The sequence below is a fragment of the Halomonas elongata DSM 2581 genome (assembly GCF_000196875.2).
Taxonomy (GTDB): Bacteria; Pseudomonadota; Gammaproteobacteria; order Pseudomonadales; family Halomonadaceae; genus Halomonas; species Halomonas elongata.
Genome location: NC_014532.2, coordinates 89780 through 101941, shown reverse-complemented (window position 1 = coordinate 101941; position 12162 = coordinate 89780). Strand labels below are relative to the sequence as shown.

The following is a 12162-nucleotide window of genomic DNA, read 5'->3' as shown; positions in this document are numbered from 1 at the left end:
GCCGGTACTGAAGCGCTCAGACTTGCTCTAGACGCAAGAAGGCCCCTCATCGAGGGGCCTTTTTTCATGGGCGAGCACCGTCATTCGCGGGCTCTCTCAATCGGCAAGCGCCTCGTCACGCGACTTCACTCCGCCCCAGAGGAGGCGCAGCAGCACCACCGTCGTCACCAGGGCCCCGGCACCGGCGAGGCCGCCGATCAGAGCGCTATCGGTCAGGCCGGCGACGAAGAAGGCCAGGATACCGGCCAGTCCGGCGGATATCGCGTAGGGCAATTGGGTGCGCACGTGGTCGATATGATCGCAGGAGGAACCCGCCGAGGAGAGGATCGTGGTATCGGAAATCGGCGAACAGTGATCGCCGAAGATACCGCCGCTGAGCACCGCGGCGATCGCCAGCGACAACGACAGATCCATGGCCATCGCCACCGGCATGGCGATGGGGATCATGATCGCAAAGGTGCCGTAGGACGTACCGGTCGTGAAAGCGACCAGGGCGCCGATCAAGAACAGCAGCACCGGCACCAGGCTGGGAGCGATGTTCGCCTCCGCCAGGGTCACCAGATAATCGGCGGTGCCCAGCTCCGAGGTCACGCTGCCGATCGACCAGGCCAGTGTCAGGATGATGTAGACCAGCGTCATGCTCTTGATCCCGGAGACGACAATGTCCATGGACTCACGGAAGTCGAAGAGCTTCTGCTGCATGCCCATGACCAGGCCGACGACCACCGCCACGAAGGTGGCGATCAGGATCGACAGGCCGCCATTGGCCTCGCCCACGGCGGTGACCAGGTCGTTCTCGGGATAATTGCCGGTCCACAGGAACATCGGCGGAATCATCAGCACCAGCACGCCGATCGGCACCAGCATGTTGCGCTTGCGTGCCTGGGCCTCCGGAATCACCTCCATCTCGGCGACCTCCCGGTCGGAAGGCGGCGTGGCGTCCTTGGCCAGCACTTCGCCGGTGGTCCGGGCACGATGCTCGGCGCGTGCCATGGGCCCGAAGTCCCACTGGGTGATGACGATGAAGGCGATCAGGCCAAGCGCCAGCCAGGCATAGAAGTTCAGCGGGATGGAAGAAAGATAGATCAGGTACTCCGAGCCGCTGATATTCATCTCGGTCAACTGCGTGCCGATCAGCCCCATCACGAAGACGACCCAGGTGGATACCGGGCCCAGCAGGCACATCGGGGCCGAGGTCGAATCGACGATATAGGCCAGCTTCTCCCGGGAGACCCTCATGCGGTCGGTGATCGGGCGCATCACGCTGCCCACCGTCAGGGCATTGAAGTAATCCTCGAAGAAGATCAGCACACCGAGCCCCAGGGTCGCGCCCTGAGCCCCGCGACGCGAGGCGACACGCTCGGAAATCGCCCGGGCAATGGCCTGGGCACCGCCGGTGCGCTGCAGCACCATGATCAACACCCCGAACAGGCCGCAGTAGATCAGGACGGTGACGCTCCACTCGTCGCCCACGCTCGGGATGATGAAGTCATTGAAGCTGGCATAGAGACCAGCGGCCGGATTGCCACCGCTGAGCATGGTGGCACCCAGCCAGACGCCACAGAACAGCGCCGGAATCACATTGCGCGTCGCCAGCGCCAGCACGATGGCCAGCACGGGCGGCAGGAGGGAAAACGGACCGAAAGACATCGAGGGTCTCCTTGGAATTCTTGTCGATCACCACAAGAATGCCTCGGTATCCGCTTGGCCGGACCGAGGCAGAGGCGTCGTCCCCACCGGGCCGGCGGGTCGCCGCGCATCCTAGGCGGGTACGGCCGCGCCGGCAACCGTCATGTCACATTCCGGAAAGCGCGGGCCGTCGTGAAGAAAAGTCGGCGTGAAAAAAGCCGGCGGGAAGAAGCGTCGAGAGGGATGCAACCCGTACCGATCAAGCGGCGTCGGCAGAGCGTGCCTTGCGGATCCGCTCATAGGCATTGCCGATCTCGCTGGTGCGCTCCTTGGCCACCTCGCGCATGTTCTCCGGCAACCCCTTGGCGGCCAGCTTGTCGGGGTGGTTCTCGCTCATCAGGCGACGATACTGACGCTTGATCTCGGCGTCGCTGGCCTCCGACGACACGCCCAGCACCTGGTAGGCATCCTCCAGCGAGGTTTCGTGCGGGGCTCCGCCGCCCTCAGCCGCACCCCGCAGCATGGCCTCGATCTGGGCGATCTCGGCCTCGGAGCAACCCAGCCCACGCACTACCCGCATCAGCATATCGCGCTCGGCGGGATGAAGCTGACCGTCGGCGGCGATGGCCGCGAGCTGCACCTGCAGAAACACTTGCCGCAAGGCCGGCTGGCTGCCCACGATCTGACGAATCTTGGCCAGTTCCGCCTCGAGGTCGAAATCCTCGCTCTTGCCGCGGGTGAAATCGGCCCGCGCCTTGGCACGCTGTTCCTCGCTCAGCCGCAGGCGGTCCCACAACTGACGGGACGCATCGAGCTCGGCCTCGGTGACGCGTCCGTCGGCCTTGCACATGCAGCCCATGACCGCGAAGGTCGACTCGAGAAACTGGGCCTGCACGCCGGCCAGGCGGCCCAGCATGCTCCGGCGCAGACGCCGGACGAGCCAATAGCCGAGGCCGCCCCCGATCAACAGGCCCAAGGGCCCGCCGATCAGAAAACCCAGCACCCCACCAATCAGCACCATGGCCAGCATGTCGACTCCTTAAAAGCTTGTCTCGCTATGAGGGTGGAGAGCATAGCACCCCGCCGAGGACGGGCGCGATGCGCGGCATATCATCCACGGAGTCCGCACATCGCGCATGGAGGGGCTTTCAGCCGAGGCGACGCCTGATCGAGGCCTCGATTCCTTCGGCGTCGAGGCCGCATTCGGCCAGCAGCTCCGCCGGCTTGCCGTGCTCGACGAAGACATCGGGCAGGCCCAGATGCAGCAGCGCCGTGCGACGACCTTCCGCGGCCAGCAACTCGCCGACGCCACTACCGGCACCACCGGCGACCACGTTTTCCTCCAGGGTCACCAGCAGGTCATGCTCGTCGGCCGCCGCCAGTACCGCCTCGCGATCCAGCGGTTTGACCGAGCGCATGTTGAGGTGGGTGGCATCGAGGCGCTCGGCCACCTCGGCGGCCGGCCCGTTGAGACTGCCGAAGGCCAGCAGCGCCACTTTCGGGCCCTCGCCGCCGGCCCGGCGACGCGTCTCGGCCTTGCCGATGGGCAGCGCCTCGAGATGCTCGGGAATCAGCGTGCCGGGCCCGGTACCGCGCGGATAGCGCACCGCGGCCGGGCCGGGGTGATGATAGGCGGCACTGAGCAGTGCGCGGCACTCGGCCTCGTCGGCCGGCGCCAGCACCACCATTCCCGGCACGCAGCGCAGGTAACTCAGATCCAGCGCACCGTGGTGAGTCGGGCCGTCTTCGCCCACCACACCGGCGCGATCGATGGCGAAGGTGACGTCCAGCTCCTGCACCGCCACGTCATGAATGAGCTGGTCGTAGCCGCGCTGCAGAAAGGTGGAGTAGATGGCCACCACCGGCTTCATCGCCTCGCAGGCCAGGCCGGCGGCCAGCGTCACCGCGTGCTGCTCGGCGATCGCCACGTCGTAGTAGCGTTCGGGATATTCCTGGGAGAAACGGACCAGATCCGAGCCCTCGCGCATGGCCGGCGTGATGCCGATCAGGCGCTCGTCCACCGCCGCCATGTCGCACAGCCAGTCGCCGAAGACGTTGCAATACTTGCGCGGCTTCGGGCGCGATATATCGTTGCGCGGCTTCGGGGACGTTGCCTCGTTCTTTGCCCCGGGCGCGGCGGCCGGCTGAGTCGGCTTGAACGGCGGCGGCGTTTCGCCGTTCTTCTCGAGCTTGGTGATGGCGTGGTAGCCGATGGGATCGGCCTCGGCGGGCAAGAACCCCCGCCCCTTGCGCGTCTTCACATGCAGGAACTGCGGCCCGTCCATGTCGCGCATGTTGCGCAGAGTCTGGACCAGGGTCGGCAGGTCATGGCCATCGAGCGGGCCGATGTAGTTGAAGCCCATTTCCTCGAACAGCGTAGCCGGGCTGACCATGCCCTTCATGTGCTCCTCGGTGCGCCGGGCCAGCTCCAGGGCGCCGGGCAGGTGCGAGAGCACCTTCTTGCCGCCTTCGCGCATGCTGGTGTAGGGCTTGCTGGCCAGGATCTTCGCCAGGTAGCTGGCCATGCCGCCGACGTTCTCGGAGATCGACATCTCGTTGTCGTTGAGAATCACCAGCAGGTTGGCGTCCACATGACCGGCGTGGGCCAGGGCCTCGAAGGCCATGCCGGCGGACAGGGCGCCGTCACCGATCACCGCGCAGACCCGACGCTTCTCGCCGCGCGTGCGAGCGGCCAGCGCCATGCCCAGGGCGGCGGAAACGGAGGTGCTGGAATGCCCCACGCCAAAGGTGTCGTATTCCGACTCGCTGCGTCGCGGGAAGGCCGCCAGGCCGCCGAACTGGCGGATGCTCTGCATCGCCTCGCGGCGGCCGGTGAGAATCTTGTGCGGATACGCCTGGTGGCCCACGTCCCAGACGAGACGGTCATGGGGCGTCTCCAGGGCATGATGCAGCGCCACGGTCAGCTCCACGACGCCGAGCCCGGCACCGAAATGGCCGCCGGAAACGCCCACGCTGTAGAGCAGGTAGGCGCGCAGTTCGTCGGCTACCTGTACCAGCTGAGCCTCGTTCATGGCGCGCAGTGCGGCCGGTGTTTCCAGGGTGTCGAGCAGCGGCGTGGCCGGACGCTCGACCGGGATGTCATCGAACAGCTTCATGTTGGCCCTGTGGTTCAGTGGTCACGCTCGATCATGTATCGGGCCAGGTTGGCCAGCACGCTGCCGGCCTCGCCCAGCGGCGCCAGGGCCGATACGGCCTCGTCCACCAGGGATCGGGCCTTGTCATCGGCCCCCTTCAGCCCCAGCAGGGTGGGATAGGTCGGTTTGTCACGGGCGGCGTCCGCCCCTGAGGTCTTGCCGAGGACGGCCGTGTCGCCGGTCACGTCGAGCACGTCATCGCGAATCTGGAACGCCAGCCCGATGGCGGCGGCGTAACGCTCCAGCGCCAGCAGGCGTTCATCGTCCTCGGGCACCGCCACCAGGCCTCCCAGGCGCACGGCGGCGTGGATCAGCGCACCAGTCTTGTGGCGATGCATCGTCGCCAGCGCCGTCAGGTCGGGGTGGCCCCCCACGGCATCCAGATCCAGCGCCTGGCCGGCCGCCATGCCGTCACGCCCGGCAGCTCGGGCCAGGGTGCCGACCATCGCCGCCAGGCGCGGGTGGCCGGTATCGGCCAGCACTTCGAAGGCAAGGGTCTGCAGCGCATCGCCGGCCAGGATGGCGGTGGCCTCGTCATAAGCGCGATGCACGGTGGGCCGGCCACGGCGCACGTCATCGTCATCCATGGCCGGCAGGTCGTCGTGCACCAGGGAATAGGCATGCACCAGCTCGACCGCCATCGCCGGACCGTCGAGCGCTTCGTCGCTCGCGCCCAGGGCGCGCCCCGTGGCATAGAGCAGCACCGGCCGCAAGCGCTTGCCACCGACCAGCACGCCATGACGCATGGCCGCGTCCAGCTGCTCCGAAGGCGCCGACTCGCCGCGCGCGAAGAGCGTTTCCAGGCATTCGTCCACGCGGCGACGATCCGCGGCCATCAAGCGTTCAATATTCACCGTCATCCTCCTCGGGTGACGCGAAGGGCTTGAGGTCGATGCCGCCTTCCTCTCCCTCGGTCAGGGTGCGGACCTTGAGTTCCGCCTCGTCGAGCCGACGCTGGGCGTCGCGGGTCAGGCGAACTCCCTGCTCGAAGGCCGTCAACGACGCCTCCAGCGACAACTCGCCGGATTCCAGTCGTTCGACCAGCGCCTCCAGACGCTCCACGGTCGCCGCGAAATCCTCCGGTGCCGTCTCTTCGCTATCCTGTCGCTGCTTGTCCTGTCCCGCCATGGCTACCCTCGTCGGCCATTTCACCATGAGGGCGATAGTATACACGCTCCCCCCGGGGGGTCGTCTGCCCCGCACCCGGGCGCGTCTCGGCCATCATGCACGCCGCTCATCCAGACGACGCGGCATTTTCATCCGCAACGGGCCGGGCTGTGGTAGGATGTTGGCCCTCGTTTAAAGCCTGTCGCGGCCAGGGCCAAGGGCGTCTGGCAACCTCAGGCTTCACCTGCTTAACCGCATGCGGCGCGCACCATAGAAGGGGTTGATTCGACCATGGCCAAAACGTCCCTGGACAAGAGCAAGATCAAGATCCTGCTGCTCGAGGGCGTCCACCAGAGCGCGGTGGACAATTTCTTGAATGCCGGGTACACCAACATCGAACACCTGTCGACTTCGCTGGACGAAGAAACGCTGATCGAGAAGATCCGCGACGTCCACTTCATCGGCATCCGTTCGCGTACCCAGCTCAACGAACGCGTCTTCGCCGCCGCCGAGAAGCTCGTGGCCGTGGGCTGTTTCTGCATCGGCACCAACCAGGTCGATCTCGACGCGGCGCTGGTGCGCGGCATCCCCGTCTTCAACGCGCCCTATTCCAACACCCGCTCGGTGGCCGAACTGGTGCTGGCCGAGGCCATCATGCTGCTGCGCGGTATCCCCGAGAAGAGCGCCAGCGCCCATCAGGGAGGCTGGCTGAAGTCCGCCAAGAATTCCCACGAGGCTCGCGGCAAGACGCTCGGCATCATCGGCTATGGCAGCATCGGCGCCCAGCTCTCGGTTCTCTCGGAAGCCCTGGGCTTCGACGTCATCTACTACGACGTGGTGACCAAGCTCGGCATGGGCAATGCCCGCCAGGTGGGCAGCCTCGAGGAACTGCTGGCCCGCGCCGACATCGTCACCCTGCACGTACCGGACCTGCCCTCCACCCGCTGGATGATCGGCGAAGAGCAGATCGGCCTGATGAAGCCGGGCAGCATCCTGATCAATGCCTCACGCGGCAGCGTGGTGGTCATCGAGGCACTCGCCGAGGCCCTCCAGGCCGGCCGCCTCAACGGCGCGGCCATCGATGTCTTCCCGGTCGAGCCCAAGGGCAACAACGAGGAGTTCGTCAGCCCGCTGCGCGGCCTGAACAATGTCATCCTCACCCCGCACATCGGAGGCTCCACCCTGGAGGCCCAGGAAAACATCGGCATCGAGGTCTCCGAGAAGCTGGTGACCTTCTCCGACAACGGCACCACCATCACCTCGGTGAACTTCCCCGAGGTCGCCCTGCCGGCGCACCCCGGCAAGCACCGCCTGCTGCACATCCACGAGAACGTGCCCGGTGTGCTGTCCGAGATCAACCGGGTGCTCTCCGAGGAAGACATCAACATCCTCGGCCAGTACCTGCAGACCAACGAACGCATCGGCTACGTGGTCATCGACGTGGACAAGGAGTACGGCCCCCGCGCTCTGGAGGCCCTGAGCAAGGTGACACACACCCTGCGCGTGCGGGTGCTCTACTCGGAAACCAGCTTCGAGGGTTGATCCTCCCGCCGCAGGCGCCGCCCAGGGGCGGCGCCTTGCGTTCAGAACTCGATATCCACGACGACGGTATCCGTATAGACGCCAGCGGGTGGCGTCGACTGAGCATCATCGATGATGCCACGGTAGATGAAGCCTTGGGCGGTCACGCCATCGTGATTTCCCGGCGCGTTGTCAGCCTGGGTCGAGTCGCGTCGCTCCGCCCCTTGGCGTCCCCAACGCGACAGCCCACTGGCCCCTTTGTAGAGCTCATAGCGTAGAAACTCTCCCGACGATGCCATGCGCCGTTGACCGGACGCAGCATGCTGACCATCGCTCAACCCCACGCTGTAGGCCTGCCCTTTGGTACAGCGCACCGAAAGCGTCCGGGTGACCGGGCTAAAGCCGGCCACCAGCGGTGCCGAGCCGAAATCCAGATCGGGGGCATCAATCACGCAATCCGGCAGGACCTCGAGCTGCAGGGTGACGGTACTGGTGCCACTCCCGTTGTCTCGCCCCAGGCATAACCCACCGATCCCGATCCCCTCGCAGACGGACCAGTTCCAGTTGACGGTCAGGGTATCGATATAGAGACCGGCGGCGACATTATCCGCTGAGCCCGGCAGAGTGCGGAAATACATTGGCAGTTCGATCGGATCGCTGCTCCCCAGCAAACCGAGCAAATCCAGCAAGGTAGCGTTGTAGTAATCGTAGGTGGTCCCGAGCGTCAGGGGCACCTCGCCGCCGGGGTCGGCCGAAATGTCATAGTCGATGGTGTCGCCGGTTGCCACCTGGAGTTGACCGCCGTTGGCACTGGTGATCGTCGCATTCACGTAGTCGCTGCCGAGCACCGACAATATCGGAGCCGAGCACTCCACCCCGGCGTTGGGCTGTGCCGATGTCTGCTGGGCACTGCCGGCCACCGTCAGCGAGCTCGCGACACCAAAACTCGCCAAAGGATTCGGCGCCACCACATCGCAAGCCAGGGCGGAGTTCGTACCACATACCACGGCCAGCAACAGGCAGAACGTGACGAGACTCCGCCAGCCAAGTCGGATTACGCCGGCATTACCCATCACATCTCCTCCATACGGCACGTCACGGATGCCAGATCCAGGCGCCCCGACACCTCATCGGGCAAGGACAGAGGTGCCAGGCACTCGCTGCCATCCGGCAGCGTCACCCGCAGCCGCATTCCCGTCGACACCGTCTCGAGATACGTCATGCCATCCCAGCCGACCACGGCACGTTCGCCGCTCGACGAGCGCACCTTCGCACCGAGCGGCAGATCCTTGCCATCGGCATCCACCAGGCGAAGACTGGCGGATGTACGACGCGGCAGGTCGAACGATAGCAAGTAACCGCTGCGCGGCTCGACGGCCACACGCCGCTTGACTTCCGGTGTGGCCACCTCGACAGGCAGCGCAAGCGGGTCGATTTCGTACTTGCCTGGATAATAGGCGGTCCCCCAGGGCACCAGCAGATAGCCATCTTCATCAGTATGACCGACCGTCTGGTTTTCATAACGCACCGGCACACCGGCCTCGCCGTCTGTGGACACCACCACAAAACTGTCATTGACCTCGTTGGCCAGAAAGCTACGCCCGGCCATGAAGACAGCCGACCCACTCAGGCCACCGAAATAGGTATCGTCCTCGCCGGCCCCTTGCAGGCCCAACCGCCAGGAGGCTCTTTCCCCACGGTGGCGAACATCCGCCTGACGATAGACTGTCTGCCCCTCGCGGTGGCGTACTCCCAGATTCCAGCCCCAGCCCCCTTCCAGAGGAGCAGCTCGCGAGTACTGCAGCTGCTGTGCTGCATTGCCCTCGGCATCGCGGTCCATGCCGGCGCTCACAACGCCACGGCCATGGTCGAGGGCAAGTGTGACCTGCAGTAACCCGCCCCAGCCTCCGGCCCCGCCGATCTCGCGATTGGCACTCAACGACAGATGCGCGTTACGCCACAGTGGACGCTGATAGGAAAGATTCAGCAGCCGGGTCGACACACCGTCGTCGACCTCGAAGTATCCGGCGGCCATGCTGCCCCATCTCCCCAGCGACGTGCTGGCGGTCACTTGGGTCCGCGTGCGGGCCTGTTCAGGGATCTGCCGCGCCAAGACATCGGACAAATCGGCGAACCCCGCCTCCCGGCGCTCATGACGCGCCCCCAGACTGACGTTTCGGCCCCGATACTGATACCCCAGGCTGTTAGCCGCCGCCGTGCCGAATTCACTATCGCTGTATTGGTAAGCCATCTCCAGAGTGCCGGCACGCCATAGACCGAGGGTCACCCCCGCACCTCCCAGCGCCAGGGAATCGGCCAACTCGGCATGTCCGCCAAGCGACAGTTGATCGGTGACCCCGATGCGCTGCGAGACACTGGCCGCCGCTTCATCGTAATCAAAACTGCGCTGCCCATAGCCTCGCCTCAACGCGCCGGCAGCAATGCTGAAGCTCGCCAGCCCCGGCCGCAGCAGCTCGTTGGTCACATAAAAAGGCAGGGTCCTGACTTCCCGGCGCCCCTGGATATCCTCGGTGACCAGCGTTGCCTCGCCAGCCCCACTGATACTCGGGACATCGGACAGCGTGAAGGGGCCCGGCTCGATATCCCGACGCTCGACCCGATTGCCGTTGACGAACAGATCCAGGGTGGTGGGCACCTCGGCATCGCCGGAGAAGCTCGGCAACGGGTAGGTGATCAGATCCGGGCGAATCGCAAAATCGCGCGACACCTGCACACCGCCCAACCGCACCGCCCGCGTCCAGCTCAAAGGACGGGTGACGACATCCCCCGCCTCGTAGCTCAACAGACGTTGCTGATCATCATGGCGCCAGGTCGTGTCGTAACGCACATAGGCCGATTCGTCGCTTGAACCGTCAGGCATCGACTCCAGGGCCTCGCGCCAGGCACCACTGCTGCGCCAGCTTCCTCCCAGACCGAACAGCCGCGCTTCATGCCATAGCGAAGCACGTGTGGTTCCCTGACGCGCCTTGCTGACATGCAGGTCGTAATTGACCAGCGCACCGGGGCTGCTCAACGCCTCGGAGGAGGCTCCTGCCTGTCGGCCGCCCAACTGCTGTCGGGGCAACCATGCCGTCGGCACTGTCACTTCCAGACGCTGGCGAGGCGCATCATAGTGCGCTTCGACCTCCTCAAGGTACGTCAGGTCCAGGTGCTCCATCGATGCCAGGCGCTCGGGCAACCTGATTGCACCAAACGCCTCCGGCGTTACCAGGAGATGCCCCCCGCGACGCGTCACCGATACCACCCGTCCGGTCGGGCGTTGATTGAGCACCAGTTCCAGATGCAACAGAGCCTCGCGTTCCTGGGCGGCATCGGCGACCGGTGGCGGTGGCAAGTCCTGGCCGACGGCATGCGGCGACACGGCTAGCCATCCCAGGCAGAGGCCATCTCGGCACAGTCGTTGCAGCCTTTGCATCGGCAAGCCCTATCCCAATCCGGGCTCAAGGTGCCGGAGACCATCTCGCGAGGCGCACTGTCTCCCCACCATTGACGCGGGCGAACAGGGTATCGCCTGGAGTCGTCTCTTCGAGTGGCCAGCGACGGTAGCTGTCGGCGAGCACGTACCCCAGCAACCCCTTGGTGACAGTGGCTCCCTGACCAAACACCACCTCGGTGAGGCGCGCATGTCGCTCGCCACGATTGCGCACCTCCAGATAGCGTCGGCCGTTCTCGCGAATGATGCGCCAGCCGAGCATGCTCGCGACCTCACTGGCCTCCGCGCCATCCTCGGGTGCGGCACCCTCTCCATAATCGAACAACGGCAAGGAGTAGCGCATCTGCAGTTCGACACCGGCTCGGGTCTGACCAGCCGGCCCGTCGGATGCGGAGGAGGTCGGAACCTCGTCCAGAATGACACGCCAGGCCTGCTCTTCCCCCGAGGGCGGTGGAGGCGTTCGACGGATCAGGCGCACGAGTTGCTGCTGTCCTGGAGCTATCTCCATCATCGGGGGACTGCCGACGAGGTCGTCCTGACTCTGGTACTGGTCCTTCCCCTCCCGCTGCTGCCACTCAAAGATGCGTAGCTGAATCAGTGTCGGCTCGCTGCCACGGTTCTCCAGCCACAACGCCGTCGCCGACCGTCCGTTCTCGATGACCGGATGAATCGGCCAGATCAGCAAGGCACCAGCGCTGGCCGGCAAGGCCATCACCAGAAGGCCGGCCATCAGCAAGCCTTTCAGCGCGAGACTCCGCCGTCTCATTGTCATTACCACTCCAGTGTCACGGCTAAACGATCCGTGTAAACACCCGACGGCCGAGCGCCGGGCAATGTCAGCCGCCCATATATCGGCAGGGAAATATTGTTCGGGTCGGAAAGTGTGTCGACGGCGATCGAGGCGTCGATGCCAATGGCCTGCTGGTAGCTGGCATCAGCGAACAGGGCATAGGCCAGGCCCGCACCAGCATCGCTCTCCATGTGGCGCACGCCACCACTGGCATGAAGCCCGCCGTCAATTCGCATGATCAGCGCGATCCCCGGCGTGCAACTCAGGGTCACACCAGCGGTATCGACCAACATCGACGTACGGGTTTGTTGCGATAGTGAAGAGGCCGTGCCGAAATCCAGCGACCCCAGACTTCCCAGCGATGCACCATCCCCGGGGATCTCGCTGTCGACCAGACAACCCTCGCTGATGGTGGCGGCAACCTGAAAGCTGGTCTGGGGCGCGGTCTGCGCCACCCCCTCCTGTACCGGCGTCAAGCTCACCAACAGCGCCGCCACCAACGACGC

General features: G+C 65.4%; 10 protein-coding genes. 1 reads left to right on the top strand and 9 read right to left on the bottom strand.

Annotation, left to right across the window (positions count from 1 at the left end; genetic code table 11):
- Window positions 1-96: 96 nt before the first annotated feature.
- The 5 genes from HELO_RS00445 to HELO_RS00425 all read right to left on the bottom strand — a co-directional run bounded on the left by HELO_RS00445 (window position 97) and on the right by HELO_RS00425 (window position 5912).
- Window positions 97-1650 carry a Na+/H+ antiporter NhaC family protein gene (locus HELO_RS00445; RefSeq protein ID WP_013330844.1) on the bottom strand — a complete coding sequence of 518 codons (1554 nt, stop codon included), beginning with the start codon at window positions 1648-1650 and terminating at the stop codon, window positions 97-99.
- Window positions 1651-1888: 238 nt separating this feature from the next.
- A complete protein-coding gene (gene djlA, locus HELO_RS00440) occupies window positions 1889-2659 on the bottom strand; it encodes a co-chaperone DjlA (RefSeq protein WP_013330843.1) in 771 nt (256 codons plus the stop codon).
- A gap of 118 nt (window positions 2660-2777) precedes the next feature.
- A complete protein-coding gene (gene dxs / locus HELO_RS00435) occupies window positions 2778-4745 on the bottom strand; it encodes a 1-deoxy-D-xylulose-5-phosphate synthase (RefSeq protein WP_013330842.1) in 1968 nt (655 codons plus the stop codon).
- Between the two features lie 14 nt (window positions 4746-4759).
- Window positions 4760-5644, bottom strand: a complete 885-nt coding sequence (gene ispA, locus HELO_RS00430; RefSeq protein WP_109637278.1) for a (2E,6E)-farnesyl diphosphate synthase — start codon at window positions 5642-5644, stop codon at window positions 4760-4762.
- Window positions 5628-5912, bottom strand: coding sequence for an exodeoxyribonuclease VII small subunit (locus HELO_RS00425; protein ID WP_013330840.1), 285 nt, complete (start codon window positions 5910-5912; stop codon window positions 5628-5630). The genes ispA and HELO_RS00425 overlap by 17 nt, the downstream gene beginning before the upstream one ends.
- A 270-nt stretch (window positions 5913-6182) precedes the next feature.
- Between HELO_RS00425 and serA the strand changes: the two genes are divergently transcribed.
- A complete protein-coding gene (gene serA / locus HELO_RS00420) occupies window positions 6183-7433 on the top strand; it encodes a phosphoglycerate dehydrogenase (protein WP_013330839.1) in 1251 nt (416 codons plus the stop codon).
- 41 nt (window positions 7434-7474) lie between these two features.
- On the opposite strand, the gene HELO_RS00415 is transcribed toward serA, so the two are convergent.
- The 4 genes from HELO_RS00415 to HELO_RS00400 all read right to left on the bottom strand — a co-directional run bounded on the left by HELO_RS00415 (window position 7475) and on the right by HELO_RS00400 (window position 12153).
- Window positions 7475-8485, bottom strand: coding sequence for a Csu type fimbrial protein (locus HELO_RS00415; protein ID WP_013330838.1), 1011 nt, complete (start codon window positions 8483-8485; stop codon window positions 7475-7477).
- Window positions 8485-10794, bottom strand: a complete 2310-nt coding sequence (locus HELO_RS00410; RefSeq protein WP_049786176.1) for a fimbria/pilus outer membrane usher protein — start codon at window positions 10792-10794, stop codon at window positions 8485-8487. The genes HELO_RS00415 and HELO_RS00410 overlap by 1 nt, the downstream gene beginning before the upstream one ends.
- Before the next feature lie 79 nt (window positions 10795-10873).
- Window positions 10874-11638 carry a fimbrial biogenesis chaperone gene (locus tag HELO_RS00405; protein ID WP_013330836.1) on the bottom strand — a complete coding sequence of 255 codons (765 nt, stop codon included), beginning with the start codon at window positions 11636-11638 and terminating at the stop codon, window positions 10874-10876.
- Window positions 11638-12153 (bottom strand): Csu type fimbrial protein, encoded by a 516-nt coding sequence (locus HELO_RS00400; RefSeq protein WP_013330835.1) that lies wholly within the window; start codon window positions 12151-12153, stop codon window positions 11638-11640. Before HELO_RS00400 ends, HELO_RS00405 begins: the two co-directional genes overlap by 1 nt.
- Between the last annotated feature and the right edge of the window lie 9 nt (window positions 12154-12162).

Bases quoted from the DNA above. Each gene is read 5' to 3' on its own strand.
- HELO_RS00445 (WP_013330844.1), bottom strand. From the start codon at position 1,650: ATGTCTTTCGGTCCGTTTTCCCTCCTGCCGCCCGTGCTGGCCATCGTG.
- djlA (WP_013330843.1), bottom strand. From the start codon at position 2,659: ATGCTGGCCATGGTGCTGATTGGTGGGGTGCTGGGTTTTCTGATCGGC.
- dxs (WP_013330842.1), bottom strand. From the start codon at position 4,745: ATGAAGCTGTTCGATGACATCCCGGTCGAGCGTCCGGCCACGCCGCTG.
- ispA (WP_109637278.1), bottom strand. From the start codon at position 5,644: ATGACGGTGAATATTGAACGCTTGATGGCCGCGGATCGTCGCCGCGTG.
- HELO_RS00425 (WP_013330840.1), bottom strand. From the start codon at position 5,912: ATGGCGGGACAGGACAAGCAGCGACAGGATAGCGAAGAGACGGCACCG.
- serA (WP_013330839.1), top strand. From the start codon at position 6,183: ATGGCCAAAACGTCCCTGGACAAGAGCAAGATCAAGATCCTGCTGCTC.
- HELO_RS00415 (WP_013330838.1), bottom strand. From the start codon at position 8,485: ATGGGTAATGCCGGCGTAATCCGACTTGGCTGGCGGAGTCTCGTCACG.
- HELO_RS00405 (WP_013330836.1), bottom strand. From the start codon at position 11,638: ATGACAATGAGACGGCGGAGTCTCGCGCTGAAAGGCTTGCTGATGGCC.